At 69.4% G+C, this 26,005-nt stretch carries 30 protein-coding genes and 1 pseudogene; 17 read left to right on the forward strand and 14 right to left on the reverse strand.

Translation table 11 applies throughout. The features are described 5' to 3' along the window. Positions 1-159: 159 nt before the first annotated feature. The 6 genes and pseudogenes from B9B60_RS12820 to B9B60_RS17860 all read right to left on the reverse strand — a co-directional run. Positions 160-2,316: an NAD(+) synthase gene (locus B9B60_RS12820; protein ID WP_084451943.1), complete on the reverse strand. Its 2,157-nt coding sequence runs from the start codon at positions 2,314-2,316 to the stop codon at positions 160-162. Positions 2,317-2,325: 9 nt separating this feature from the next. Next, positions 2,326-2,811 carry a DUF4345 family protein gene (locus B9B60_RS12825; protein WP_159451208.1) on the reverse strand — a complete coding sequence of 162 codons (486 nt, stop codon included), beginning with the start codon at positions 2,809-2,811 and terminating at the stop codon, positions 2,326-2,328. Next, positions 2,798-3,802: a sterol desaturase family protein gene (locus B9B60_RS12830; protein ID WP_084451946.1), complete on the reverse strand. Its 1,005-nt coding sequence runs from the start codon at positions 3,800-3,802 to the stop codon at positions 2,798-2,800. The genes B9B60_RS12825 and B9B60_RS12830 overlap by 14 nt, the downstream gene beginning before the upstream one ends. A gap of 133 nt (positions 3,803-3,935) precedes the next feature. After that, positions 3,936-5,183 carry a hypothetical protein gene (locus B9B60_RS12835; protein ID WP_143445574.1) on the reverse strand — a complete coding sequence of 416 codons (1,248 nt, stop codon included), beginning with the start codon at positions 5,181-5,183 and terminating at the stop codon, positions 3,936-3,938. Continuing rightward, positions 5,180-7,012 (reverse strand): NHL repeat-containing protein, encoded by a 1,833-nt coding sequence (locus tag B9B60_RS12840; RefSeq protein WP_143445575.1) that lies wholly within the window; start codon positions 7,010-7,012, stop codon positions 5,180-5,182. The genes B9B60_RS12835 and B9B60_RS12840 overlap by 4 nt, the downstream gene beginning before the upstream one ends. Then, positions 7,013-7,135: pseudogene (locus B9B60_RS17860) on the reverse strand (putative Ig domain-containing protein); the annotation flags it as partial. Between the two features lie 206 nt (positions 7,136-7,341). Here B9B60_RS17860 and B9B60_RS12845 point away from each other — a divergent pair. Beyond that, a complete protein-coding gene (locus B9B60_RS12845; protein ID WP_143445576.1) occupies positions 7,342-7,803 on the forward strand; it encodes an endonuclease/exonuclease/phosphatase family protein in 462 nt (153 codons plus the stop codon). Further along, positions 7,800-8,096 carry a hypothetical protein gene (locus B9B60_RS12850; RefSeq protein ID WP_084451954.1) on the forward strand — a complete coding sequence of 99 codons (297 nt, stop codon included), beginning with the start codon at positions 7,800-7,802 and terminating at the stop codon, positions 8,094-8,096. Before B9B60_RS12845 ends, B9B60_RS12850 begins: the two co-directional genes overlap by 4 nt. A 109-nt stretch (positions 8,097-8,205) precedes the next feature. Here B9B60_RS12850 and B9B60_RS12855 read toward each other — a convergent pair whose 3' ends face one another. After that, on the reverse strand, positions 8,206-8,577 hold the full coding sequence (locus tag B9B60_RS12855) for a helix-turn-helix domain-containing protein (protein ID WP_143445577.1): 372 nt from the start codon (positions 8,575-8,577) through the stop codon (positions 8,206-8,208). A 341-nt stretch (positions 8,578-8,918) separates the two neighbouring features. On the opposite strand from B9B60_RS12855, the gene B9B60_RS12860 reads away from it, so the two are divergent. Further along, complete coding sequence (locus B9B60_RS12860) at positions 8,919-10,871, forward strand: sortase domain-containing protein (RefSeq protein WP_143445578.1); 1,953 nt, start codon at positions 8,919-8,921, stop codon at positions 10,869-10,871. 74 nt (positions 10,872-10,945) lie between these two features. On the opposite strand, the gene B9B60_RS12865 is transcribed toward B9B60_RS12860, so the two are convergent. Next, positions 10,946-11,329 carry a YqhA family protein gene (locus B9B60_RS12865; protein ID WP_200811226.1) on the reverse strand — a complete coding sequence of 128 codons (384 nt, stop codon included), beginning with the start codon at positions 11,327-11,329 and terminating at the stop codon, positions 10,946-10,948. 31 nt (positions 11,330-11,360) lie between these two features. Next, a complete protein-coding gene (locus B9B60_RS12870) occupies positions 11,361-12,185 on the reverse strand; it encodes an isocitrate lyase/PEP mutase family protein (RefSeq protein WP_084451960.1) in 825 nt (274 codons plus the stop codon). Between the two features lie 162 nt (positions 12,186-12,347). Between B9B60_RS12870 and B9B60_RS12875 the strand changes: the two genes are divergently transcribed. Beyond that, entirely contained in the window at positions 12,348-12,932 is a 585-nt protein-coding gene (locus tag B9B60_RS12875; RefSeq protein ID WP_084451962.1) for a CAP domain-containing protein, read from the forward strand. 107 nt (positions 12,933-13,039) lie between these two features. Here B9B60_RS12875 and B9B60_RS12880 read toward each other — a convergent pair whose 3' ends face one another. The 3 genes from B9B60_RS12880 to B9B60_RS12890 are packed head-to-tail and all read right to left on the reverse strand — an operon-like array spanning position 13,040 to position 16,404. Further along, complete coding sequence (locus B9B60_RS12880; protein WP_226282483.1) at positions 13,040-13,843, reverse strand: hypothetical protein; 804 nt, start codon at positions 13,841-13,843, stop codon at positions 13,040-13,042. A 5-nt stretch (positions 13,844-13,848) separates the two neighbouring features. Then, a complete protein-coding gene (locus B9B60_RS12885; protein ID WP_084451966.1) occupies positions 13,849-14,667 on the reverse strand; it encodes a SatD family protein in 819 nt (272 codons plus the stop codon). A gap of 48 nt (positions 14,668-14,715) precedes the next feature. Beyond that, complete coding sequence (locus tag B9B60_RS12890) at positions 14,716-16,404, reverse strand: bifunctional [glutamine synthetase] adenylyltransferase/[glutamine synthetase]-adenylyl-L-tyrosine phosphorylase (protein WP_084451968.1); 1,689 nt, start codon at positions 16,402-16,404, stop codon at positions 14,716-14,718. Positions 16,405-16,424: 20 nt separating this feature from the next. Here B9B60_RS12890 and B9B60_RS12895 point away from each other — a divergent pair, with 20 nt between their 5' ends. The 10 genes from B9B60_RS12895 to B9B60_RS12930 all read left to right on the forward strand — a co-directional run bounded on the left by B9B60_RS12895 (position 16,425) and on the right by B9B60_RS12930 (position 23,030). Beyond that, positions 16,425-16,706 carry a hypothetical protein gene (locus B9B60_RS12895; RefSeq protein WP_084451970.1) on the forward strand — a complete coding sequence of 94 codons (282 nt, stop codon included), beginning with the start codon at positions 16,425-16,427 and terminating at the stop codon, positions 16,704-16,706. A 242-nt stretch (positions 16,707-16,948) separates the two neighbouring features. Next, entirely contained in the window at positions 16,949-17,314 is a 366-nt protein-coding gene (locus tag B9B60_RS12900; protein WP_200811227.1) for a hypothetical protein, read from the forward strand. Between the two features lie 127 nt (positions 17,315-17,441). Further along, positions 17,442-17,831, forward strand: a complete 390-nt coding sequence (locus B9B60_RS12905; protein WP_084451974.1) for a single-stranded DNA-binding protein — start codon at positions 17,442-17,444, stop codon at positions 17,829-17,831. Positions 17,832-17,847: 16 nt separating this feature from the next. After that, positions 17,848-18,876, forward strand: a complete 1,029-nt coding sequence (locus tag B9B60_RS12910) for a DUF4192 domain-containing protein (RefSeq protein WP_084451976.1) — start codon at positions 17,848-17,850, stop codon at positions 18,874-18,876. Between the two features lie 14 nt (positions 18,877-18,890). Then, on the forward strand, positions 18,891-19,055 hold the full coding sequence (locus B9B60_RS17345; RefSeq protein ID WP_192910208.1) for a hypothetical protein: 165 nt from the start codon (positions 18,891-18,893) through the stop codon (positions 19,053-19,055). Further along, positions 19,052-20,083 (forward strand): DNA-processing protein DprA, encoded by a 1,032-nt coding sequence (gene dprA / locus B9B60_RS12915; protein WP_084451978.1) that lies wholly within the window; start codon positions 19,052-19,054, stop codon positions 20,081-20,083. The genes B9B60_RS17345 and dprA overlap by 4 nt, the downstream gene beginning before the upstream one ends. Before the next feature lie 118 nt (positions 20,084-20,201). Then, positions 20,202-21,311 (forward strand): hypothetical protein, encoded by a 1,110-nt coding sequence (locus tag B9B60_RS12920; protein WP_143445579.1) that lies wholly within the window; start codon positions 20,202-20,204, stop codon positions 21,309-21,311. Between the two features lie 45 nt (positions 21,312-21,356). Then, the gene (locus tag B9B60_RS17715; RefSeq protein ID WP_264158390.1) at positions 21,357-21,482 is read left to right on the forward strand and encodes a hypothetical protein; all 126 of its coding nucleotides are present in this window, start codon (positions 21,357-21,359) and stop codon (positions 21,480-21,482) included. 7 nt (positions 21,483-21,489) lie between these two features. Further along, the gene (locus B9B60_RS12925) at positions 21,490-22,035 is read left to right on the forward strand and encodes a hypothetical protein (RefSeq protein ID WP_084451982.1); all 546 of its coding nucleotides are present in this window, start codon (positions 21,490-21,492) and stop codon (positions 22,033-22,035) included. Further along, entirely contained in the window at positions 22,035-23,030 is a 996-nt protein-coding gene (locus tag B9B60_RS12930) for a hypothetical protein (RefSeq protein ID WP_084451984.1), read from the forward strand. Before B9B60_RS12925 ends, B9B60_RS12930 begins: the two co-directional genes overlap by 1 nt. A gap of 5 nt (positions 23,031-23,035) precedes the next feature. Here the strand turns inward: B9B60_RS12930 and B9B60_RS12935 are convergent, their stop codons facing one another. Both B9B60_RS12935 and B9B60_RS12940 read right to left on the reverse strand, forming a co-directional pair. Next, the gene (locus tag B9B60_RS12935) at positions 23,036-23,293 is read right to left on the reverse strand and encodes a hypothetical protein (protein WP_143445580.1); all 258 of its coding nucleotides are present in this window, start codon (positions 23,291-23,293) and stop codon (positions 23,036-23,038) included. Positions 23,294-23,298: 5 nt separating this feature from the next. Then, on the reverse strand, positions 23,299-23,550 hold the full coding sequence (locus tag B9B60_RS12940) for a hypothetical protein (RefSeq protein ID WP_200811228.1): 252 nt from the start codon (positions 23,548-23,550) through the stop codon (positions 23,299-23,301). A 144-nt stretch (positions 23,551-23,694) separates the two neighbouring features. Here B9B60_RS12940 and B9B60_RS12945 point away from each other — a divergent pair, with 144 nt between their 5' ends. The 3 genes from B9B60_RS12945 to B9B60_RS12955 are packed head-to-tail and all read left to right on the forward strand — an operon-like array spanning position 23,695 to position 25,975. Then, positions 23,695-24,465 (forward strand): hypothetical protein, encoded by a 771-nt coding sequence (locus B9B60_RS12945; RefSeq protein ID WP_084451990.1) that lies wholly within the window; start codon positions 23,695-23,697, stop codon positions 24,463-24,465. A 41-nt stretch (positions 24,466-24,506) separates the two neighbouring features. Next, positions 24,507-25,169 carry a hypothetical protein gene (locus B9B60_RS12950; RefSeq protein ID WP_200811229.1) on the forward strand — a complete coding sequence of 221 codons (663 nt, stop codon included), beginning with the start codon at positions 24,507-24,509 and terminating at the stop codon, positions 25,167-25,169. Then, positions 25,166-25,975 (forward strand): GIY-YIG nuclease family protein, encoded by an 810-nt coding sequence (locus B9B60_RS12955; protein WP_084451992.1) that lies wholly within the window; start codon positions 25,166-25,168, stop codon positions 25,973-25,975. Before B9B60_RS12950 ends, B9B60_RS12955 begins: the two co-directional genes overlap by 4 nt. Positions 25,976-26,005 lie beyond the last annotated feature (30 nt).

A 26,005-nucleotide genomic window follows, 5' to 3' on the forward strand; every position in this document is an offset into this window, starting at 1 on the left:
GGAGTTGGGGCATGGCCCCAGCCTAGGTGGGCCCTCTGCTCACTCCTCGGGGCGGGTCACTCCTGGGCTCCGCCCCCGGGACGTCATACCTTTCGTGGCCTGGTGGCCACGAAAGGTATGACGTCCCGCGGCGTCAGCCGAGCAGCGGACTCAGCCGGCTCACTCCTCGGGCACGGCGGCCAGGTCCGCCAACCAGGCGTCGGGGCGGGCATCGGAGGGCATCCGCCAGTCGCCGCGTGGACTCATCGTGCCGCCGGAGCTCACCTTCGGCCCGTTCGGCAGTGCGGACCGCTTGAACTGGTTGGCGAAGAAGCGCTTGATGAAGACCCCCAGCCAGTGCTTGATCTCGGCCCGGGAGTAGGCGACCCGGCTCTCGGTGGGGAACCCGGGCGGCCACTCCCCCGCCGCGGCATCACGCCAGGCGTGTGAGGCCAGGAAGGCGATCTTCTGCGGCCGCACCCCGTGCCGGACCAGGTGGAAGAGGGTGAAGTCCTGCAGGTTGTAGGGGCCGACGGTGTCCTGAGTGGCCTGCGGCTTGACGCCTTCGGTGTCCGGGATCAACTCAGGGGTGATCTCCTGGGCCAGGATCTCGCGCAGCAGCCCGTTGACCTCGGCCTCGGGATCGGCGTCGAGTTCACCGTGGTCGGCCACCCACCGGATCAGGTGCTGGACCAGGGTCTTGGGCACACCGGCATTGACGCCGTAGTGCGACATCTGGTCGCCCACCCCGTAGGTGCACCAGCCCAGGGCGAGCTCGGAGAGGTCACCGGTACCGACCACGATCCCGCCGCGCTGGTTGGCCAGCCGGAACAGGTAGTCGTAGCGCAGCCCGGCCTGGACGTTCTCGAAGGTCACGTCGTAGACCGGCTCGCCGTCACCGAACGGGTGCCCCATGTCCTTGAGCATCTGGGTGGCGGTGGGCCGGATGTCGAGCTCGGCGAAGGTCACGCCCAGCAACTGCGAGAGTCGGGTGGCGTAGCCCTTCGACGTCTCCCCGGTGGCGAAGCCCGGCATGGTGAAGGCCAACACGTCCGAACGCGGCCGACCGAGCCGATCCATCGCCTTGCAGGCCACGATCAGGGCGTGCGTGGAGTCGAGCCCGCCGCTGACCCCGATCACCGCCTTGGGGGTGCCGATGGCCCGCAACCGCTGCTCCAGGCCAGCGACCTGGATGTGGTAGGCCTCGTAGCAGTCCTGGGCCAGCCGGGCCGGGTCATCGGGCACGAACGGGAACCGGTCCACCTTGCGGAGCAACCCCAGGTCATCGGTGGGCGGCTCGAGTTCGAAGGAGATCTCGGTGAACTCACCGTCCCCGATCTCCAGGGCACGGGCGTTGTCGTCGAAGCTGCCCTGACGCAACCGCTCCTGGGTGATCCGGCCCAGGTCCACGTCGGCCACCGTCAGGGTGGGGCGTTCACCGTGCGGAGCGGCGAACCGTTCTCCCTCGGCAAGCAGGGTGCCCAGTTCGTAGATCATCGTCTGGCCGTCCCAGGCCAGGTCGGTGGTCGACTCCCCCTGCCCGGCGGCCGCGTAGACGTAGCCGGCCAGGCAGCGGGCGCTGGCCGAGGCGACCAGCTGACGCCGGTCCTCGGCCCGGCCGATGGTGATCGGCGATCCGGACAGGTTCACCAGCAGCGTGGCTCCGGCCAGCGAGGCCCGCGCCGAGGGCGGCACCGGCACCCACATGTCCTCGCAGATCTCCACGTGCAGGGCCAGGTCGGGCAGGTCGGTGGCGCGGAAGATCAGGTCGGGACCGAACGGCACCTCGATCTCGTCGGCCAACTCATCCTCGAAGTCGTCCTCGAATCCGTCGGGCCCGGCGCTCGCCTGGTCCTGCTGGGCGCGGCGCAGCCCGGGCAGGGTCAGGTACTCCCCCTCCAGGCCGACCCCCGAAGCGAAGTGACGCTTCTCGTAGAACTCCCGGTAGTTCGGCAGGTAGGTCTTGGGCGCGACGCCCAGCACCTCACCGTCCTTGACCACCACCGCGCAGTTGAAGAGTCGGTTCCGGTGTCGGATCGGGGCACCGAAGACCAGGACGGGGGTGAGCCCTTCGGAGTCGGCCGCGATCCGTCGGATCTGGGCATGCACCGTCTCCAACAACGCGTCCTGCAACAGCAGGTCGTCGATCGCGTAGCCGGTCAGCGCGAGCTCCGGGAAGACCGCGACCGCCACCCCGCGGGCGTGGGCCTGCCGGGCAGCGGCGACGATCCTGCTGGCGTTGGTCACCGGGTCGGCGATCGCCACCGGAAGGGTGACGGCAGCAACCCGGGCGAAGCCATGGGCGTAGAGCGAGTCGAAAGCAGTGTTCTCGGCCACGCACCGAGCCTAGTGGGCGCCGACCTCGCTGCGGGCACCGGACGCGCGGCTGCTGCTGGCCCGCTTCATGGCCCAGAGCAACCCGAAGGCGAAGCCCGCCGCCACCGCCTCAAGGATGATCAGCGCGATCGCGAACCCTCCGGGGTTGCCGTCCACGACCAGGCTCCACAGTCGGCCCGCCAACAGCCCGCCGCAGACCAGGCCCAGCATCCACAGTGCCACCGGCTTGAGCGAGTCGCGGAAGAGCCCGGCAATGCTGATCGCGGAGAAGGCCACGTGCATGCCGCCGTAGTTGGCGATGAACTCGTTCTGCGAGTGCGCGTTCAGCTCCAGCCAGCCCGCGTTGTGGGCGGCATTCGGGTTGAAGATCGCATTCACCGCGATGTAGCCGAAGAGCAGCGCCGAGATCACCAGCACCACCGTCACGGTGAGCCGACCCAGCGGGCCCAGGTCGCGGACCGATCCTCCGCCGACCGGGATTTCAGGCGACGACATCCACGTCCTCCTTCTTCCACGACGCCTGCTTGCGCATCTCGGGGGTGACCTTGATGGTGCCGACGTGCACCGGCGCTCCCTCCTCGGGGGTCCAGCCGGGCGGACCGAAGACATAGCCGAGCTTCTCGCGCAGTGTGCCCGCCTGCTTCACGTCGCGGGCGATGGCGACGTACTCGTGGGTCTGCAGCTTCACCATGTTGTAGGTGTTCACCGGCTTGGTGAGCCCGTACAGCGGCCGGTTGATCTCCTCCTGGAAGGAGCCGAACATGCGGTCCCAGATGATGAAGATGCCCGCGTAGTTGCGGTCCAGGTAGAGCGCATCGCTCCCGTGGTGGACCCGGTGGTGGCTCGGGGTGTTCATGATGAACTCGACCGGCCGCCACATCTTGTGGACTCGCTCGGTGTGCACCACGAACTGGAAGACCAGGTTGACGCCGTAGGCGGTGAAGATCATTGCCGGGTGGAATCCGAGGAACGCCAGCCCCAGCCACAGCAGGTAGTGCAGCGAACCGTTCCACTTCTGGCGCAGCGCAGTGGAGAAGTTGAAGTACTCACTCGAGTGGTGCACCTGGTGGGTGGCCCACACCAGACGCACCCGGTGGCTGATCCGGTGGGCCCAGTAGTAGACGAAGTCGACGACCACGATGGCCACCACCCAGCCCCACCAACTGTTCGCCGGGATCTGCCAGGGCGAGATGGCGTAGAGAGCGATGTAGGCGCCGAAGAAGACCAGCTTCAACAGACCCGAGAAGAGGAGGGACACGAGTCCCATCGACATCGAGGTGACGGCGTCCTTGCGGAAGTAGGAGCCGATCGCGTGCTGCGACTCCCCCGAAGGCAGCTTCTTGCTGGCCTCGGACTCGGGCTCCTTCTCCTCCAACAACCACGAGGCGAGCGCCTCGAGAGTGATCAGGGCGAAGAAGAACGGAATGGCCAGGACTGTCGGTTGCTTCACCCCGTCAGGCAGGGAGTTCCAGAAATCAGCGAGCATGGGAAGAACTCTATGTGACCACATGGTCACATGCAAGCGGATTCGTGGGCTTGCTCACATTTCTTCACCCACGACGAGTGGGGCACCCGTCCTGCGGATGCCCCACTCGTACGTCGGTACGTCGGTGCGGCGCTCAGCGCCGCTTGACCTGCACCACCTGCTTGACAGAGCTGGACGTCACGCTGGCCGAGCCGAGCCAGCGGACGGTGAGGGTGGCCTTGCCCGTGGCCTTGGCGGGAACCTTCACAACGACCGTTCCGGCGCCGCCCTTCACCCGCACCTGCTGGATCCGGCCCCAGGCATTCACCCGGACCGTGCCGGCGACCGGCACCCCGGCCACACTCGGCGTCACCTTGATCCGCAGCGTGACCTTCTTGCCCGGGCGGGCGGTGCGTGGAGCGCTCACCCGGACCCGGGACCCCGCCTTCCGCACCTGGACCGAGGTGGCGGCGTGCACCTCACCGGCGCCGGGAGCTGCCAGCACCAGGGAGACGCGGTGGGTGCCCACCGGCAGGCTCCTGGCCGGGACCTTCACGCTCGCCCGACCCGCTGTCACCGGTGCGCTGTACACCTTCCCGGCCACCTGGGCCCGCACGGTGCCGGCGTCGGCTCCGGCCACCCGGACCGGGACCGAGGTGGCTCGACCGAACTCGACCTTCACCGCAGTCGCGCTCAATCGCGGCGCCACCACCGGCGCGGACGCCACGGTGACGGGCACGTCGACCACGCGCTGCCACGGTGTCGACTGGACCAGGGCCACGGTGGCCCGACCCGGTGCCACGTCGCCCGGCACCGTGAAGGTGACCTGCTGACCGGCGGCGGTGCGCTTCACCGTGGGCTCCCCCAACACCCGGGCGCCGATCTGGACCCGGTCGAAGGTGGGAGCCGTGCCCACGTTGCCGCTGAGCAGCACGGTGGCCTCAGCCCCGGCCACCACCGGAGCGGTGACCTCGGCCTTCGGGAGCCGCTGGACGGTGTACTCCACCGAGGCCAGCGAGGTGTTCTCGAACTGGTCGACCACGTGGAAGGAGCCGCGGTGGCCGTTCTCGTAGTGCTCGGGGGCCGAGCCGCCGTCCAGGTGGATCTCCCCCCGGTCGCCGGTGTCCATGAAGCCGTTGAGCTCCACCCCGGTGGCCGAGCCGGACCGGATCGCGACCAGGAACTTGGGTTCCAGGCCGGTGGCCCGCAGCTCGAACTTCTGCTCCGACCCCACCGAGAGAACGGTGCCGGGCAGGCCCAGGCTGTTGGCCGGGAAGATCTGCACGGTGCCGGCCGCGTGGGCGGGGGCGGCCAGCAGGGCGATCGAGGCGGTACCGGTGGCGAGGGCCGCAGCGGCTCCCAGCAACCGGGAACGCATTGCTCGACAACGTCGCGGGCTCATCGGGTGACCTTCACGTCAGCGGTGGCCTTGCCACCCGAGACGGTGGCCGAGCCGGCCCAGGTCGCGGTCACCTTGACGGTGCCGGGCTTCTGGTTCTTCTTCACCGTCAGCTTCACCACGGCCACGCCCTTCTTCACCACTGCGCTCTTCTTGGTGGCCCCCACCTGGATGGTGACCTTCCCGTTGACCGCGGCGGCGGCCAGGCCGGGCGCGGTGACCCGAACGGTGGCGGTGACGGCCTTGCCCCGCTTCACCTTCTTGGTCGCGGTGACCTTGACGCTGCCCTTGGCCTTGGCCACGGTGACCCGCAGGGTCCCGTTGCTGTTGGTGAACCCTTCGGCACCGGTGAAGGCCAGCGCGACGGTGCGGGTGCCGGGCTGCAGGCTGGCCGCCGGCAGCACGATCCTGGCCGAGCCGTTGCTGACCGGAGCGGTGATCGTCCGGGAGCCGACCACGGCCCGCAGGGTGCCGTTCGCCTGGGGTGCGACCCGCACGGTGACGGTCGCCGCCTTGCCGTAGACCACCGAGGTGGCTGGGGCACTGAGGGAGGTGACCGCCGGAGCGGCCTTCTCCACCTCGAGGACGAACTTCTCCTGCGACCCGAGCACCCGGTCGGACTGGACCACGAAGTCGAAACGTCCCTCGGCGGTCGGGGTGCCGCTCAGGGACCCGTCGGCGCTCAGGGTGACACCGGCCGGCAGCTCACCGGAGACCAGGCTGTAGCGGGCAGCCGGTGCCCGGTCGCCGGCCCGCGACGTGGGAGCGACCGATGCCTTCAGCTCCGCACCGGCGGTGGCCAGCGGCAGTTCCTCGGTGGTGAACCGGGGCCGGTCGGCCATCAGGAAGACCGACCCCTTGTTGGTACCGCCCAGCACGGTGCCGGCGCTGGGGTCGGCGGCCACCCGGATCACGTAGGTGAGCGGGTCGGGCCCCTCCAGGGCGGTGCCGCGGTTGTTCGGGTTGGCGGTGTCGACGGCCCACACCTTGTTGAGCTTGGTGTCGGCCACCAGCAGCTTGCCGGTGCTCGGGTCCACGGTGATGCCGTTGGGTGCCGAGCCCGAGTTGAGGGTGCTGGTCACGACATTGCCGCCCGGAGAGGTGGGCGTACGAGTGGGGTCGATCTGCCACACCGAGGTGTCCTTGGTCGAGGAGAACCACACCTTGTTGGCCTCCTCGTCGATGGTCAACCCCGAGACGTAGACGTCACGGCTGCTCATCACCAGGCTGGCGGCGTTGTTCGCCCGCAGGTCGAACTTGCGCAGGTAGGTGGTCGGGTTGTCGGTCATCAGGCTGGTGTCCACCACGTAGAGCAGCCCGCGGCGCTGGTCGATCGCCAGGTCCGAGGGGGTCGCGTCGGCGTTGATGGCCAACGTGCTGGGGGTGGCGCCGAGCGCGCCGTCGTAGACATGCAGCTTGCCGCCGTAGAAGTCGGCCACGTAGACGGTGTGGCTCTGCTCGTCGACCGCCAGGGCCCGCAGCGAGCCGGTGTTGACGTTGCCGGGCACCTCCACCGTGGTGACCTTGTTCCGGTCGGCGCCGGTGCCGCGGGTGTCGACCACCGCCACCTTCTTGCCACCCGAGACGTAGAGCTTGCCGGTGGTGGAGTCCACCGCGATGCCGGTGGCGTAGTCGGGCAGACCGGTGATGGTCTCGACCGGCTCACCGGTGGTGGTGTCGTAGACGTCCACCAGACCGTCGCGGTACTGCAGCACGTAGCCCCGGTGTGCGGTCGCATCCACCACGGTCTTGCCCGAGGAGGCGTTGACCGCATTGACCAGGTCGTAGCCGTAGGGTGCGCCCGGCTTGCGCACCGAGGGGGTCACCCTCACGGTGAATCGCTTGGTGGCGGCCGCGGCACCGGTGGTCTGCACCGTGAAGGAGTGCGACGCGGCGTTCTGCGGGGTGCCGGTGATGGTGCCGTCCGCGGCCAGGACCAGGCCGCTGGGCAGGCGACCCCGGCTGGCAGCAGGCCCGCGACGCTCGCCGGATCTTCACCGAGGCCCGTCGCACCGGCACCGCGTGGGTGACCGGCACCGAGGCGCACCCGTGGAGTGGTGCTCTGCCCAAGCGGCTCCACCATGAGGCCCGGGGTGCTGGGTACCGGCTGTGGCTCCCTCCAGGTGGTGAGGGCACCTGGATCGCGATCAACGAGCGATACGTGAGGCGGTGGCAGGCCTCCTGGCAGCCGGTGATCCCGGGGCGGCGTGGCCTGAATCCCCGCGGCATCGTCCGTGCCTCCTTCAGCATCCCCGGCGCCGGTCGCATCACCGTGCTGGCCAGCCACTACCTGCCCCGCAGGATGCACGACGCCCGGGCCGCGAACCGGCGCCTCACCCGGGCCCTGGCCACCGACGCCCGACGGTTCGCCAAGGGCACCCGGCTCGTGTTCTTCGGCGGTGACGTCAACACCCGCTCGCACAGCCCCTTCCCGAAGACGGCGCTCCAGCCCTGCTGGGCCCGGCCACCTGGCGTCGACGTCATCGCCAACTGGCGCCACGACACCCGCGTCCGCCTCCGCAGCGCCCGGGTACTGCCCCTGCGGCTGCACTCCGACCACCGCGCCATCACCGCCACCTACTCGATCCGCACCATCCGCACAACGAAGGGACGACCCCGATGAAGATCCTCCGCCGCTTCCTCGCCCGCGACGCTGTCCGCCGGGCCATCCGCACCTGGCTCATCACCACCCTCGGCCTCCTGGTCCCCGGCCTGCTGGGCTGGCTCCACGCCCTCACCGCCTGGGCCGACGGCCAGGGCTCCACCCCTTTCCCCGATGCGCACGGGCTTGCCTACCTGGCGGTGTCGGCCAGCGTGGCCGGGGTCGTGGCCGTGCTCAACCTGCTGTGGAATGCCGTTGAGGACCGGGCAGGTCGAGGCCTGCTCCGGGACGTGCACCCTCCCAAGGGCGAATGACCCTTCTCGCGCATTGTTCTGCCCCTCACCCGTCCGGGTGAGGGGCAGAACGCGTCACTGCTCGCCGCGCTCATTCGCGCAGCGCCAGGCCTCGCCTCGGCACGACCTCTCAGTCGCCGGCGTAGGTGACGCGCACGCCAGGGACGGTCTGCATCACCAGCCAAGCGATGGAACGCCAGTACCCGTCGGGCATGGTCGGGTTTCCGATTGGCAGGGTCAGGGTCGCCTTGGTGGAGTCCTTCAACTGCCGGGTGAGCTCGCCAACAGTGGATGTCTGCTGGTCCCACAGAAGCATCATGGCGACGGTGACGCCTGCAGGAACTGGGTAGTTGTTCTTACCCTTCACACGCTCCCAGTTCTCGATGGTCTGCGAGGAGACGTTGTGAAATCGGGCCATCTCGGCGCGCGAGAAACCCAACTGTTCGCGCATGGTGCGGAACTCGGCGGCGGTCATCGGGGCGTCGGTGGCGATGGGGGTCATACCTGCAAGGATCGGGGGGGCCTGGTCTACGGGGTCGGGCATGGGGGTCTCCTCAGCTCTCACGGCATTATGGACCCTCCACACTCCCCCTAGGCCCCCGCCTCGGTGGGGGCCTTCTCTGGCTACCCGAGGTGCTTGCCGGCCGGCGCGACCAGCCACCATCAGCCCAGGTGGAACTGTCCAGCGAAAGTTTGCCGTCAGACTCGCGTCATCCGTCACATTGCTTCCCGTCTCATCAGGGTGAGAGCCGCTCGGGCTTGCTCCGACCCCCGTCAGCAACCGAAACGATGAGGCACAAGATGAGACTCCCAAGATCCCGTAGGCTTCCCAGAGCGCTCGGTGTGTTCGCAGGGGTATCCGCCCTCCTGCTTGCCGGGCTGGCGACCGCAACTCCGGCGCAGGCAGGCGACGTTCCCCCTGCGCCCGTCACCGAGTTCCGTGCACCAGTGTGTGCCGGCACCACCAGCCAGGACCCGAAACAGGTCAACCCTGGAGACCACCACGGCGAGACGGACCTGACCCGAGTTTTCGGTGCACGTCTGGTGTCGTACAACAAGGGCAACGTGGTCCCCCTCTACGACACCTTCGGTGGTGCCGATGGTGCGTACCCCGCCCTCTGTGGCACGTACTACGACCCCGAGACACAAGGCCCCAAGTCCGTGTGGATGTTCTGCACTGACGTTCGGTCGAAGGTGTGCGGCGATCTTGGCCCCGGAGGCACCCTCAGCGAGGGTGCGACCCCGAAGGGCGAGATGAGTGATCTGCCCAAGAACTCGCGCTTGGACAAGACCCAGGAGCGGATCATCGGTTGGCTCCTGCAGAACGGTCACCCCTACGATCGTTCTCCCGGCGAGCCCGCAACAACCCGAGCAGACCAGACCAGTAGCGCAAATCGGTTCGCACTGCAGAACCTCATCTGGTGCGTGTCCGACCCGGACCTCACGAACGCGACCTTCCAGGCCATGTGTTCTAGGAACCTCCCGCAGACCGAGATGGACCGGATCCTGTCCATGACGGCAGAGACCGCGGTGGTGAACCTCTTGCTGACTTCTTCCGGTGATGTCGTCGTGGGCACCCCGCGCGAGATCACCCTGAACACCAATGTCTACAACCAGCCCATCACCCTGAACGCCACCGGTACCGCTGCAGGGTCGTTGACAGTCTGCGGTGGACCGGCCGCCCTGAACGGCAACCAGCTCACCGTCAGCGGGACGGACCCGACCCAGAACACGACGGTGAAGCTGTGCCTCACGCCGTCCAAGGCTGGCTCCTATGGCTTGGAGGCCACCGCAGCAGCAGTTTCGTCCGACCATCTGCAGTGGGCCCAGAGCGGGTCGGACTGCCAGGTCTTCGCACGGTTCCGCCACGACGCCGGGGCGCCGGTCTCCGCGCGTATCGGCTTCACCATCAAGCAGGGCCTCGACAACAGCACCAAGAGCCAGCCGAAACTGACGACGAAGGCGTCCCACAAGGTCGCTCGTCCTGGCGCCAAACTGCACGACACCGTGAAGCTCACCGGCTTCAAGGCCGGTCACGGCTCGCGGGGTACCGCCACTCTGTTCGGTCCCCTTACCAAGGTCACCAGCAAGTCCTGCACCCCGGCGAACAAGGTCGCAAGCGTCAGCTTCACCCCTCGCAACGGCAGCGTGCGCACCTCCAAGATCAAGGTCACACGACCCGGGTATTACACGTGGGTGGCATCGACGTCTGCTGACTCGAAGAACAAGGCGGCCAGCCACAAGTGCGGCCTCGCAGTTGAGACCACTCTTGTCCGTAAGAAGCAGTACAACATCTCGAAGGTCGACACCGGCTTCAGCGGAGTTGCCGCGTCCGACCAGACACTGGCACGGATGCGTCCCAACACTGTCTCCATGCCGGCTACCCAGCTCAACGCCACCCTGACTGGCTCGGGTCACCGCAAGGGTCGGATGCTCATCCCCGGCGACGTTCAGACCGTGGGCCAACTCAACGCCTCGGCAGCGATCGGCGACAAGGTCGGAACCACCGTTCTGGCTGGACATGTCTCCGATGCGAAGGATCGTCCCGGGGCCATGTGGAGCCTCAAGAAGGCCCGCAAGGGCCAGGTGATCACCGTTGACGCCAACGGTAAGAAGGTCAAGTACCGCGTGACCAAGGTGGAACGCTTCTCGCGAGCTGGGAAGCTCCCGGCCCGGCTCTTCAACACCGCCGGCCAGCACCGCCTCGTCCTCATCTCCTGCGCCGACAAGGTGACCAAGGACGGTCGTTGGCACTACACCAACAACCTCGTCGTCACCGCCGTGCCGGTGAAGTAGAGGTCGTATACACGCTAGGCCCCCTTCCCCCGAGCGGGAGGGGGGCCTTCGTGCAGTCTGAGGTGTACTCCGTATCACCACGTCAAGGTTCTGCGCACGTTGACGTTGAGCACGTTCGGGTTGACGTGGCTGAGCCACTCCGGCTTGTCGGGGTGGTCGTCCATCCGGATCTTCGACACGAACGTCTCGTAGCCGCCGATGATCACCATGATCAACAGGTTGGCGATCATCACCACGTCCACCATGGCCAGCACCAGCATCATGATCTGGGCTTCGTTCATGGCGTTGAAGTGCGTGACCAGGTGCCACAGTTCCTTGCCGAACTGGGCCACGTAGACACCCTGGGCGATGATCAGGCCCAGATACAGCGGCGCTTGCAGCCAGCGCGAGACGAAGATCGTGTGGCCGAGGATGTCGGCAAAGGTCGAGGTGGGGCTGGTCTGCTGCGGCGAGGTCACGGGAGGGAAATTTACCCTGCCTTGACGGGCATCAGTTCAGGATGCGCATGTTTTCCGGCAGGGCTCCCCCGGCGAGCACCTCAGCAGCCAGATCGGCCAGCGCCGTCAGGGCCACCCGCTGCGGGTTCGGACCGTAGGAGACCCGCGCGACGCCCAGCTCTGCCTGCCGGGCCAGCGGCACCGACCCGGGCACCGCAATGGTGCTGAGCCGCTGCGGACCGTAGGCCTCCACCAGAGTGGCGATCTGCTCCTCCCCCAGCTTGCCGGGCACGAAGACGACCGGTGCCCCGGCCGCCAGGTAGGCCCGGCCCCGTTCCACCGCGTCGTCCAGGATGGCCGAGGGACTCCGGTCACCGGCCCGCAGGAAGGTGTCGGTCCGGGCGTTGAGCACGAAGCTGGGCACTCCGGCCTCCCGGGCCGCGGCCATGATCGCGGCCACCTGCTCGGCTGCCTGGTCGAGCGGCTTCATCTGGTCCTCGATGTTGGCCCCGACGATGCCCAGCTCGATCGCTGCCCGCACGGTGCCAGCCGCGTCGCCGTAGCCGCCCTCCAGGTCGGCAGTGACCGGCAGGTGGGTGGCCGCCACGATCCGACGACACATGTCGAGCATCTCCGCCAGCGGGATCACCTCTCCGTCGGGCCAGCCCAGGGTGGCCGCGATGGAGTGGCTGGCAGTGGCCAGGGCAGCGGTTCCGGGGACCTCGGTGACCACCTTGGCGCTGATCGCGTCCCAGACGTTGACCACCGTGAGCAGCTCGGGTGCCCGGTGCAGGGCCAGGAGGTCGGCCGCGCGCTGTTCGACGGTGCCGAGCGGCTGATCGGTGCTTTCGGGGCTGTTGCTGGGGGTCGTCTCCATACCCCCAGTGGAGCACACCGATACGAATCCGGGCCACCTGCTTACGCGGGAAGGAAACCCGAAAAATCCCTCACTACGAAACCGGGCCAGCCTCTTACGCAACGGGGAAAACGGTTGACCAAGGGGTTACTTGCCGCCGATTCGGAGTGCAGTGTTCTACCCATGAGTCGACGGATCGCGTCGGCGGCAGTGGCGGTGGTCATCACCGGCCTGCTCGCCGGTTTCGCGCCGGCGGCCAACGCTGCGGGGGTAGCGTCCGGGGGGACGAACATCACGGTTGCGAAGGCTGCTGGCCACAAGATGACGGGGAAGACCGTGGTTGCCAAGAAGGCTGCCCGGTCCAACAACAACAGCAGGGCCGCTGCCTACGAGGCAGCGATCGTGAAGCAGACCAACGCCTACCGGCTCCGCAAGGGCTGCAAGGCGCTGAAGGTGGACAAGCACCTGAAGCTGGCTGCTCGTCGGCACAGCGACCTGATGGTCAAGCGCGGCGAGCTCTCGCACCGCCTCAAGGGCGAGGCCAAGCTCTCGACCCGCATCGTCAAGGCCGGTTACAAGCCCTGGCGCGTGGTGGCCGAGAACCTGGCCATGGGCTTCGAGACCCCGCGGGCCAACATGGACGCCTGGATCGCCAGCCCCGGCCACAAGGCCAACCTGGACGACTGCCGACTGCGCCACATCGGCGTCTCCGTGCGCTTCGGCGGCGGCATCGCCTGGGTCACCCAGGACTTCGGCGTCCAGCGCTGAGACCGCCCACCGGAACCGGTGGCGACCAGCACCTGCTCTGCGGCAGGTGCGGCCGCCACCGGTTCCGACATTTTCGGGGCCCGACGGCACGGGCCGGCGCTGGGACGTCAGCCCAGCAGGGCCACCGCTGCCAGAGCGATCAGCCAGGAAGCGAAGCTGCCCACCAGGAAGTACTCGGTGACGGCATGGATGCCGGGACCACGCGAGGAGTCCCGGGCCGCCTGCAGTTCGGGAAAACGGAGCAACCCCTTGGCCGCCACCACGATGCCGGCGGCGGTGAACTGGCCGGTCAGCCCCAGCCCCAGGATGAAGACCCGTTCCATCGGGCCCAGCAGCCGCCCGCCCTTCAAGGAGTGCGCGGGGCCCTCCAACAGTCGCACCCGCTGGACCTCCTGGGAGCCCGTACCTCGATTCGGGCTGAGGGTGCCGGTGGCCCGCAGCACCAGCCTCACCACCACATTGCCCGTGGAGAGCTGGACCAGGAACGCACCGACCACGAGCAGCAGCCGGTCGACGCTGTCCAGGTGCCACACCGCCCCGCCACCGGCCTGCACCCATCGGCCCAGCAGCCCGTCTCCGGTGCCCGCCCAGGGGGCCAGCACCAGGGCCAGGGCCAGCCAGCACATCAGCCATCCCAATGGCCACCAGGCCGCACCGGCCGCCCGGGGGGTGCGGGGAGCACGAGCGGCCCGGCGGGCGCCACCACCGAAGCCGATCGGGACCAGCCGGCCCCAGCCGAGGACCACCAGGACCAGTACCGCCAGTGCGACCAGGTCGCGCGGCGAGGTCAGTCCGGCGGCCAGCCCCAGGCCGACCACCCCGGCCGCGCCGATCACCTCGGGGAGCCAACGCATCGGACGGGCCGAGAAGACCAGGTCGGTGATCCCGACTCCGATCAGCAGCAGTGCCACCCAGCTCACGGCGTCATCCCCTCCTGGTCAGCGGTGTCCTGTTCACTCCCGATCCGTTCACTCCCGAACCGTTCACTCCCGAACCGTTCACTCCCGATCCGGGTCAGCTGGGCCGTCATCTCGAGCAGCGTCCCGATGCCCTGGTTCCTGATCCGTTGCGAGACCGCCGAGCCCGAGATCGAGAGCCGCTCGGCGATCGCGCGCTGACTCTCGCCGGCCACCAGCCCCCGCACGATGGCCAGGTCCCGCGCCGACAGGTGGGCGGTCAGTTCGTCGCGCCCGACGAGGGCTGAATTCACGGCCATGGCCACAGCAGACCACGCACCCCCGCCACAACTGCCGGGACCACCAGAACTGCCGGGACCTGCCGCCACGGCCAGCCGGTCCCGACGATGTCGGCTGCGCGCGCGGCGCTGTTCGGCGGCCACCTGCTCCAGCGCCTCCCGAGCGGCCCACCAGCCCGGTCCGTCCTCGGTCAGGTCCACCGGCTGGCCCGGCTCTTCCGATCGAGCAGAGGGATCGGAGGGAGCAGAGGGATCGGCTGGAACCGCGAGGGCGTGCACCTCGCCGACCCCGATGCCGTGCCGCACGTCGAACCGCGGACGCAGCTGGATCCGTAGCCACCAGACCAGGCCCAGGGCCTGCCCCAGGGTCTGGCAGTGCCCCTGGTACTCGTCTCCCACGGTGATCCGCAGGTCGGAGCCGAAGCGTTCGTTGGCCGCGGCCAGGGTCTCGCTGAGTACCTGGTGCAGCAGGACCCGGTCAGCGGCAGCCCGGGAGGCCACCACATCACCGATCACCACAAATGAAGCATTCGTCTTCATTTTACTCACCTGAAGAAGATAGCTTCACGATTCACCGGATGTCCAGCATCAGCCCCAGAAGACCCGTTCCACCACCGCGTGGGCGTGCCGCGTGGTGCGCAGGTAGTCGTTGAGCAGCTTGTCGCTCTCCCCGGCCTCGTAGCCCAGCACCATCGAGACCGCCGCCCGTTCCCGGGTCGCGGTGGGCAACTGGTCGCTGGAACGCCCCCGGACCAGGGTCGAGGCATTGCGGACCCGGGAGACGAACCGCCAGGCCTCGCACAACACATCGGCGTACTCGGCCTCCAGCAGTCCGGCCTCCTTGGCCGCGGCCAGCGCATCCAGGGTGCTGGTGGTGCGCAACGCCGGTACCGCACCGGCGTGCTGCATCTGCAGCAACTGCACGGTCCACTCCACGTCGGCCAGTCCCCCACGCCCGAGCTTGAGATGGGTGTTCGGGTCGGCTCCTCGCGGCAGTCGCTCGTCCTCGACGCGTGCCTTGATCCGACGCACCTCGATCACCGCGTCCTCGTCGATGCCGCCGGCCGGGAACCGCAGCGGGTCGATCAGTTCGTGGAACCGGTCCCGCAACTCCTGGTCGCCGACCACCGCATCGGCCCGCAGCAGGGCCTGGAACTCCCAGGTCTGCGACCACTTCGCGTAGTAGGCGGCGTAGGACTCCAGGGTGCGCACCAGCGGTCCCTGCTTGCCCTCGGGCCGCAGATCGGCATCGACCTCCAACGGCGGGTCCGTGGCGGGCAGGGCCAACACCCGGCGCAGCTCGTTGACCACCGCAATGGCGTACTTGGAGGCCCGATGCGGGTCCGCTCCCGGGATCGGGTCGTGGACGAACATCACGTCGGCATCCGAGCCGTAGGAGAGCTCGAAGCCGCCGTACCGGCCCATCGCCACCACCGCCATCCGGGTGGGCGGCTCCGGGTAGCCCTTGCTGGCCGCGACCGACGCCATCACGACTTGCAGGGTGGCCTCCAGGGTGGCGTCGGTGAGCCGGCTCAATCCCTGCCCCACACCGGCCACGTCGTTGACCCCGAAGAGTTCGCCGGCGGCGATCCGGAAGAGCTCACGGCGGCGCACCCCCCGGATCGCTCGGACGGCGTCGGCCAACTGCTGGTGTCGACCACCGGTGGCGAGCATCTCGCTGGTGAGCGTCTCGCTGGCCAACGGGGTGAGGTCCTCGCCGAGCAACTGCACGCCGCGGGGTTCCCGCTCCAGCAGGTCGGTGGCATACCGCGAGGTGCCGAGCAGGGTGGCCAGCCGCTGGGCGACCTCCCCCTCGTCGCGCAGCGTGCGCAGGTACCAGTGGGTGCGGCCCAGCGAGTCGCTGATCCGGCGGAACCCCCACAGTCCGGCGTCCGGGTCCGGGGTGTCGGCGAACCACTCCAGCATCGCGGGAAGCAGGGTGCGTTGGATCGTGGCGGTGCGCGAGACCCCGGAGGTGAGCGCCTCCAGGTGGCGCAACGCGGCAGTGGGGTCGGAGTACCCCAGGGCGGCCATCCGCGCCTCGGCCGCGGCCGGGGAGAGCCTCGCTTCCTGGCCGGGCAACGCGGCCACGGCGGCCAGCAGCGGGCGGTAGAAGAGCTTCTCGTGGAGGCGACGCACCTCGCGCCGGTGCCCCCGCCAGGCGTCCTCCAACCCGGCCACCGGGTCCTTCAGGAACCCCATGGACCGGCCCAGCGCCCGCAGCGCGGCCTCGTCGTCGGGCACCACATGGGTGCGCCGCAACTGCACCAGTTGCATCCACCTACTCGGCTGTTGGGATGAGCGGCTTCGGCGCCGACGGCGTCTACCTCCCGCGCCCCGGCCTCGCCGCCGATGTTCACTACACCGACGAGGAGCTCGAGATCGAGCTCTACCGCGTGAGTGCTACGGGCTCCCCTGTCGATCTCGCCGAGCGGTGGGTGCAGGGTCCGAACGCCGACGATAGGACCCTTGAGCTCCTCGGCCTGCAGCCGGCCGAGTACGTCATGCCCGGGGACAGCCTCTCCACGAGCCTCGGCGATGCAGACCTGGCCGAACTGATCCGGCGGGTCTCGGGCTGATCGGCGGAGGCATGAGTCGGCCAGAGTTCTGGTCGGCGCCTCCGCCATGCGTGCTTCCAAGCGCCCCGACCCGGTGCCCGAGAGCCGGTCGGGGCGCTTCTTTGCGCCCTCGTTGATCGCCCCGGACCCCTTCGCGGACCTAGGTGACCGCGGGGCCGACCTGTGTCCCGCCCGAACTGAGGAGGGAACGCATGTCCAGCTCACCCCACCACGCTCGACGCGGCTCAACCCACCGAGCAGTCGTGGCCACCCTCGCCGTGGTCCTGGCGTCCGCACTGTGCCTGGCCGCCGCCTCGCCGGCGGACGCGGCCGAGCCCGTCGAGGACATGGGCTGCCGGATGCTCATCTGGGCCTCCGACAGCGTCTTCGACACCTCCTACGCCCACGACGGCATGCGGCACACCTTCCGCGGCTGCCTGGTCAAGCGCGGCTGGTCGACGAACTCCTACCGCGCCCTCAAGGAGAGGCAGTGGCGGCTGAACAACCACCTGGCCAGCTCGGAGTGCCGGGTCGGCGACTACCACCTGTCCGGCGTCAGGCGGACCACCTACAAGGGCATCCGCGTTGTCGTCTTCAAGTACCGCTTCGACTACCTGGTGCCCTGCTGAGCAACCCCGCACGAAGCTCGAGCCGGATCCGAACAAGTTCGGCCGAAGTGATCGCTGCCGGACCCCAATCGGACCTAGGTGACTGCGGGACGAATCCGAACGTCTCGCAGTCACCAAGGAGGAAGTCATGTCCACCACCGTCACCTTCGCCGGCAACCTGGCCGAGGCTCCCGAGCTGCTCTACACCCGCGAGAACAAGCCGTTCGTCAGCTGCCGGGTCTTGGTCAACCGGCGCGTGCAGAACGACGAGGGGGAGTGGGTCAACGACGAGCCCACCGCCCACAACGTCAAGATCTTCGGCACCGCCGCCACCCACGTACACGACAGCTGCGGATCCGGTGACCCGATCTTCGTCCACGGCCTCGAGCGCACCGAGAGCTGGCCGGACAAGGAGACCGGCGAGAAGCGCACCAAGGACGTCGTGGTCGTCGACAACCGCTTCGGCGAAGTCGGCGTCTCGCTCAAGTACGTCTCCGCGCGCATCGAGCGCGCCACCCGCCCGGCCCAGGCCAGCTGACCGCGCGGAGGTTTCCATGGATCTCGTCGTACAGTCCCCGGACGAGCTGCTCGCCGCAGTGCCGCACGTCCTCGGCTTCAAGCCTGAGGAGTCGATCGTCCTCGTCCCCTTCCGGCCCGGGCTCCCCATCACCCGCGTCGACCTGCCGAAGACGGCCGCCGACCGCGAGGAAGTGTGGGACGCCATCAGCGGCCCCTACGGCCGCCACGCCCGACCCGGCTCGCGCCTGGCGATCCTCTGCTTCACTGACGACCGCCGCAGCGCCGAGCTGGCCAGCCAGCACCTGTCCAACCGCCTCGAGACCGTGGGCATCACCACCCACATCCGGCTATGGGCCGACGGCGAGCGGTGGCGTGAGTTCAATACCGGCTCCACCGGCCTGCAGAACCCGGCGACCGCTGAGCGGATCGCGGCCGCGACCGTGCTGACCGGCGCCGCCCAGCCAGCCGCCAGCAGGGCCTCCCTGGCTGCGTCCATGGTCGGCGACCGTGAGCCGATCGCCCAGCTGATCCCCGCGGCCCGGGCCGCGGCCGCGGACAGCACTCCCGCCCTGGAGCGGGACTGGGCCCTGGACCGCCTCGAGCAGTTCCACACCGACGGCAACCGGCTCTCCGACGTCGACGGCGCACGGATGCTCGTCGCCCTGGAGTCGATCGGTACCCGCGACGCGGTCTGGGAGGACATGAGCCGGGAGAACCACACCTCCCACATGGCCCTCTGGAACGACCTCACCCGCCGCGCCCCCGACGAGGTCCGCGCAGCGCCGGCCTCCATGCTCGGCTTCGCCAGTTGGCTGCACGGCGACGGTGCCAAGGCCTGGTGCGCACTCGACCAGGTGCCCGCCGACCGGCCCTACTCCATGGCCGCCGTCGTCGCCTCCGCCCTGCAGAACGGCATCCACCCCCGCGAGTGGGATCGATACCAGACCCAGATGCGCGATCTCGCCGGCGAGCTCGACGAGTCCTACGTGCCCAAGCCTCCCGGCCAGCAGCGCGACATCCCGGGCACGCCGCCCGTCACCGACCGCCCGGCCCCGGGCCGCTGAGAAGGGACACCGCGATGAACTACGACGACACCGACCCGATCGACGACGTCCAGCCCAGCGCCACCGAGCGCCAGCTGCGCCGCCTGGTGGTGCCAGAGCCCGCGGCCTACGCCCCTGACAAGCGCCTCGACATCATCCACGCCCCCGACCTCGACCTGCTGTGGGGAGGCCAGGCATGAGCGCCGACGTCGACGACGCTGACCGGCTCGCCCGCGTCACCCTCAGTCGGACCATCGAGCCTGGAGATCTCCGCGTCACCGGCCTGGTCGGCGAGCTCGGCGCCGGCAAGGTCCTGGACTACCTCGAGGCCGCCGGCGAGGTGGAGAACCACTGGGGCTTCGGCATCGCCCAGGAGCTCGGCCGCGTCGACCCCGCCCAGGTCCTCGAGCAGGCCGCCGCCCGAGGCATCCGCTTCATCGTCCCCGGCGACACCGAGTGGCCCACCCAGCTCGGCGCACTCCGCAACACCGGCGCGCTCCACGACCGCGGCGGCGAACCCGTCGGCCTGTGGGTCCGCGGAGTCCATGACCTGCGCCAGTTCGCCTGCAACGCCGTGGCGGTGGTCGGCTCACGATCCGCCACCAGCTACGGCACCGAGCAGGCAACCGAGCTGAGCCGCGACCTCGCAGCCATGGGCCACACCGTCGTCAGCGGCCTCGCCTACGGCGTCGACCAGGCGGCCCACCGCGGCGCCCTCGTCGCCGGCGGCCCGACCATCGCCGTCCTGCCCGGCGGCGTCGACCGGCCCTACCCGGCCGCACACGCCCAGCTGCTCGAGGCGATCGCCGAACGCGGCCTGGTCGTCTCGGAGGCACCTCCGGGAGCCGGCCCCACCCGAACCCGCTTCCTGGCCCGGAACAGGATCGTCGCCGGCCTCGCCGAAGGAACCGTGGTCGTCGAGGGCGCCGTGCGCAGCGGCGCGATCAACACTGCCCACTGGACCACCAACCTGCACCGACCCCTCATGGGCGTCCCTGGTCCCGTGAGCAGCGTGGCCTCCACCGGCGTGAACCAGCTGATCCGTCTCGGCCAGGCCAGCATGGTCACCAACGCCCAGGACGTCATCACCGATGTCATGACCCACGCTGCCAGGTCAGTAGCTGGTGGCGCTGAGCAGCTCGACGAGTCCTTCGTCCCGGGCCCGGTGCGCTCCACGCAGCGCGCGGTTCCCAGCCCGGCCGCCGGGGTTTCCGCGCCCCTCCGATGAAGCCTCAACTGGCGCCTGTGGATAACCCGATTTGGGTCTGAACGCACACCTACTCTGCTGAGAGTTCCTAGGTCTCGTCGGCGCCGCCGACCCGACCGCACCTCGGGAGGAAGACACCATGAACAACCCACCGCGGAACACGCCGCGAGACGAACCGACACCCCACGAGTCCAGCGACCGCCCTGCCCCATGGGTCCTGGACCTCGGCCTCGAGGTCGCATCGGGCCGCCGTCCCTGGTTGCAGCCCCTCGCGGGCGCTGCGCTCCTATTCGGCACGCCGTTCCTGATCAAGATGATCGGCGGGGCCGACCTGGCGGCCGCCGAGAAGGCGCCCGAGCTGGCCGCGTTCATCGATCAGCTGACCGGTTTCGTGACGGCGTTCTCGTGGGTGCTGGCGGGAATCTCCCTCGTCCTCGGGGTCGGCTACTGGTTCATCTGCCGCCACGCCTACGCCGCCTGGTGCTCGCTGCCCGAGGAGGAACGTGAGGAGCTGGCGCGGCAGCGCGTAGAGGCGCTGAGCCGGGCACTGGCCAGGCTCGGAGGTATCGACCCAGCAGGGCTCCCGATCACGTCTGAGGATCTGGAGCAGCTGGGAGACCGCCACCGCCTCCTCCTCGAGGACCTCCGTGTGCGATCCAGCCAGACAGCCACGCAGATCTGCGCCGGAGCTCGAGCACGGACCGACGACCTGGTGATGGCCGGCCGGCTCCACCGCGCCCTGTCCAAGGACACCATCGTCCGGCCCCCGCACGCCGCGAGCAGCGCCACGGACCCGCGCGTGCTCGCACTTGTCGAGCTCGACACGGAGATCCAGGCAGAGGCCGCGGCGATCGGGGAGTCCCTGGACACCGGTCACTGCAACTGCGACCAGGACACCCACGAGCGCCTCATCCGCGCCGGCGACCTTGCCCACGCTCGCCTCCACGGCATCGACCCGGAGGACCCGAGGGCGCAGAGCGCCGCCCGGCCGCGATCGCGCTGGATCTCCCGCGTGATCTGGACGGGCGTTGCCCTCGCCATCGCCGCACTGCCGATCGGGATGTTGACAGCGATTCCCTCGGTGACGATCAGCGCACTCGGCCTGACTCTCACTGGCGCCGGGTTCCTCGTTGAGAACCGCCGCGTCGGCGGCCGAGCTGCGACCCCGGGCGACCGGCTGCGCAGTCGCCTGTTCGTCATCACCTGGCTCCTGGTCGTGGCCTGCGCCGCAGCAGCGCTTCTGGCGTAGCCGACCACCTGAAACCCAACCGAACCGACAAGGGAGGAACCTCCGATGATCACCCTGACCACCGAGCCGCCGGCCGTGTGCGTCGACTGGATGTGGACCGTGAGCGTCGAGCGCGTCCTGGACGCCGCACCCGACCTGCTCACCTGGGCCGACGCACCTCGCACCGAGTGAGCCGACGATGCGCAGCGCCCACACCGAACGGTCGATGCTGGACCGGCTGAACGTCCGCTACTCGAGCCGCGTCACGAACGGCGGATGGAGCGGGTCCAAGTACCTGCGAGCTGAGCATGTGCCCGCCGGGCTGCGGCTGCAGCGCCACCGCATCTGCGACTTCGTGGCGACCTCGATGCACTCGACACCCTGGGCCCGGGAGCAGCCGATGGCCTTCCCGCCCGTGTTCCACGGACACGAGGTCAAGGTGTCGCGGTCCGACTGGCTCGCCGAGCTGCGCGACCCGTCGAAAGCCGCCGCCTTCCAGCCCCACATGCACTACTGGTGGCTCGTCGCGGCCGCGCGGGACATCGTGCGCGATGACCTGCCCGTGGGGTGGGGACTGCTGATCCCCCACGGCCCTCGCACCCTGCGAGTGGTTGTCCCCGCGGTCCTCAACCCCGATCCGGAGCCCATGCCGCACACCCTGCAGGGAGCCCTGCTGCGTGCCGTGGCCACCACCGAGGCCCGCCTGGCCCACGACGACCTGGACGCACGGAGAGGCGTCAGCTGATGGCGGTCCGGGCGGTGTGCGACTGCGGCTGGTCTCGCCTGTACAAGACCAGGGAGAAGGCGGCGGCCGCCGCCACTGACCACGCCTGTGCCGCCGGCGTACGCCGCGCGACCCGCAAGCACCGCTGCGCCCGCTGCGGCCTGGAGGCGGTCTACGAGAACGCCGGCGCAACCGAGGCCCGCTACTGGTTCTCCCGCCACTCGTGCCGCAAGCAGGAAGAGGCGATGCTCCGCGCCGCCCTGGCCGAGGAGCGCGCCGCCGCGGTCGACCGGACACCGAAGCCGTGCCACCACAAGCAGGCGAACCACCAGCACGGAACCCGCGCCTGCTACGTCCTCGACCGCTGCCGGTGCACGCCGTGCGCGACGGCCAACACCGCCTCAGAAAACGAACGCAATCGGTTGAAGGCCTATGGCCGCTACCACCGCTACGTCGACGCCTACCCGCTGCGCCTCCACGTCCAGGAGCTGCGCGAGGCCGGGATGGGCCTCAAGACGATCGCCGAACGCTCGGGCGTGGCCCACGGCGCGCTGTGGAAGCTGATGTACGGCAAACGCCAGCCTGACGGCTCACAGACGCCCTCGCGGCGGGTCCTGCGTCAGACCGCAGAGAAGCTCTACGCCCTGGACCCGGCCTGGTCGACGCAGCTGCGTTTGGCTGGCGGAGCGGTGCTCGACCAGGAGCGCTCGGCCGCGGTGTCGCGGCGGCTGCAGGCGCTCGTCGCGCTTGGATGGTCGATGTCCGAGATCGGACGTCGGCTCGGGCTGCGGCATGCCGCGAACGTGATCCCGATCGTCCGTGGGGAACGGCGGATGACCGTCGCAACCGCTCGCAAGGCCAACGCTCTGTTCGAGGAGCTGTGCATGACGCTGCCGCCGGCCGACACCGTGCCGCAACGCGTCACCGCGACCCGGTCGCGTCGGTACGCGAAGGAACAGGGCTGGGTGCCGCCACTCGCGCTCGAGGACCTAGACGACGAGCTCGGCGTCGCGTGACCGCCTCAGTCTCCGGGGCCGGTCCAGTTCGGGTCGACCGGCCCCGGGATCAGGTTCTCGGTCCGCAGCCAGTCCATCTTGACGACCGGCCTGAGCGCTGCGTCGTCGTGCCAGACCACAAGGGCTTCCCAGCGTCGCCCCTCGCGCTTCCAGTCGAGGATCAGCCCACGCGACGGCTTGAGCCGGCCCGTGTTCCGGATCAGCACGAACCGCACATCGCCGTACGGTCGCCAGGCGTCGTTCTTCGGCGGGTTGGCAGACACGGTGCTCACTCCGTGGTGAGCAGCTCTGAGGGGATCCACTCCTCGACCGTGGCCCACCGCCCGGGTCTCAGCTGCGCGACGTAGACGACCCTTCCCTCCCACAGGTGCCCGGTCCGTCGCCACTCCAGCAGCAGACCCGGCCGCGGACGCGCCGCATCGACGGGAACGGAGACCCAGCAGTGCCGCCCCGGGTGCTCGGCACCAGCTGGAGCCGCCGGCGGCCGCGAGTCGACCTGGGCGTCCTGGTCGACGCGCACGCGATCCTTCAACGGGATCCCCGCCCCGCGTCCGTAACCACCGCCCGCCATGACTCCTAGGGTAGAACACGTGTTCGAGGGCGCGGCGGTCGACGCCGACCCGGAACGGACGCGCGTGTCGGCTCGTTGCCGTAGTTTCTGGCCATGGACAGTCAGGGCCGTGCGTCGATCCGGTTCACGCTGAACGGCCAGCGCTACGAGCTGGCGCGTGAGGACGTCGAGGCCCGGCTGACCGACGTACCTCCCGACGTGATCCGCAAGCACGCGGTGAGGATCAACGACACGTGGTACCCGGCCATCCAGGCCTTCGAGGTCGCCACAGGGGTTCCGCGGTCTGAGTTCATCTCCCACACCGCCCGACGGCACCTGGCCGCGCTGGGGTTCGAGGTCGCCGGCAACGTCGAATCACGCACGACAGCACCACCCCTGCGCGGCGCGGCGGCCGCGTGGACTGCGCCCCGCCCTACTGCCGCCCCAGTCGAGGTCGGAGGGGAGTGGCACACCGAGGCCAACGTCCAGGCCGCCCTGGTCACGGCCTTGGCGGGCGAGGGATGGCGCATCCTCTCGGTGGCCAACACCGCGACCAAGGAGCACGGCATCGACGTGATCGCCGCCCGCGACGGCCGCACCGCCGGGGTGGAGGTCAAGGGATTCCCCAGCCGCAACTACGCCGACCCGGCCCGTGCCGGCGAGGCCAAGCGCACCAGCCCGAGCACCCAGGCCGGCCACTGGTACTCCCAAGCCGTGCTGGCCGCCATGCGCCTGCGGAGCAAGGAGCCGGAGTGGGACAGCGTGATCGCCCTGCCCGACTTCCCCCGCTACCGCGACCTGCACGCCGAAACGGCCGGGTCGCTCGCCGCGGCGAAGATCGAGGTCTGGTGGGTCGACGAGACCGGCACGGTGCACCGCCCTTGACGGCCTCGAGGTGGTATCGCCGCCCGGCCGGAGACGGCCTGGTGCTCCGGAAGGTCCCGCGCCTGGCCAGCTGGAACAAGGCCACCGACCCTGACCAAGTCCGGCTCCGCGAGTACCTCGAGGACACCGCCGAGTTGCTGGCGCCCCACCTGGTGGCCAGCGGCCCCTGGGTGCTGTCGCTCGAGGTCGGCCTACCCAGGGGACGCGACCTCGCTGACATGGCCGACCTGGACAACTACGCCTTCCCGCTGGCCACCCGGCTCCGCAACGAGGACCTCGTGGCGGTGTGGTGCACCAAGCGGCACGCCGACACCTCGCGGGTCCTCGTCGCCCCGGCGGCCGAGACGGCAGGTCCACGCGATACCTACACGGTCCGCACCACCGCCTCGGCCTCGACGGCGGCGTACAAGGCGCAGGTCCGTGCCGCGGTCCTCGACGCCGCGGCGATCCCCGCCGGCGCCGTGCAGCTGCAGCTGTCCTTCGTCGTCGGTCGGCAGCGCAATTGGCTGACCCTGTGGAAGCCCACGATCGATGCTCTCGACCCACTGCTGGGCCGCACCCGCGAGGACCGCGACTGGCATCCCCAGGACGGGCGGATCACCGACCTCGGCCTGCACGTCCTGGTCGATCCCTCACTTGGCCACGACGTGCTGGTCAGCATCGCCGCGGCTCCAGCCGCCCCCGGAACGGAAGATCCCGCATGACGCTCACCTTCGCCTCGATCATCGCCAGCGCGGGCCTCGACTCGGCCGCGGCCCTGGTCATCCGGCACGCCTACGTGCGCGAGCACGAGGACGGGACCGTAGGCCTTCACGGCGACTCCTCGGACGAGGAGATCTTGGCCTACACGAGCGTCCAGGTGGCCAACCCCCGGATCTTCCCGGCGCAGCCTCCAGGCGTCTGGATCGTGTTCCGCCCCGAGGGCGGAGACCGCGCCCGGTTGTGGTCGGTCCTGGTGAACCATGGTGAGACGCAGAACGACGGCCTACGTCGCACCTTCCACCTCGAGCACTCGGAGCTGATGAGTGACCTGCGGAACCGGCTCGTCATCGGGTGGCGCTCCCCGCGGACGTGGCGGATCCACGCGACCACCGCGGCCGCGTACCCGGTGATGGAGATCGCCGACGCCGAGCCGGTGAGGTTCCCCGGATTCGACGCGCTCACGCTGGACTACCCCCAGCTGCAGGCCGTCATCCGCGAGCACCGCTACGCCGCCTGGCGCACCGCCCTCTCGTCCGTGATCGGGGTCTACCTCATCACCGACACCCGCGACGGTCGTCACTACGTGGGCAAAGCCGACGGCGCCGAGAACATCCTGCAGCGCTGGGCCGCGTATGCGACCAACGGTCACGGCGGCAACGTCGAGCTCCGCAACCTGAATCCGTCCAGCTTCCGGCTGTCGGTGCTGAGGGTTTTCGATCCCGCGACCCCGACTCGCGAGATCGACGCCGCCGAGAGTCACTACAAGTACGCGCTCGACTCCCGCCGACACGGCCTCAATCGCAACTGATACAGCGACTTGCGTCGGCCGTCTCCGGCA

The sequence above is a fragment of the Janibacter indicus genome, from assembly GCF_900176385.1.
Lineage (GTDB): Bacteria > Actinomycetota > Actinomycetes > Actinomycetales > Dermatophilaceae > Janibacter > Janibacter indicus.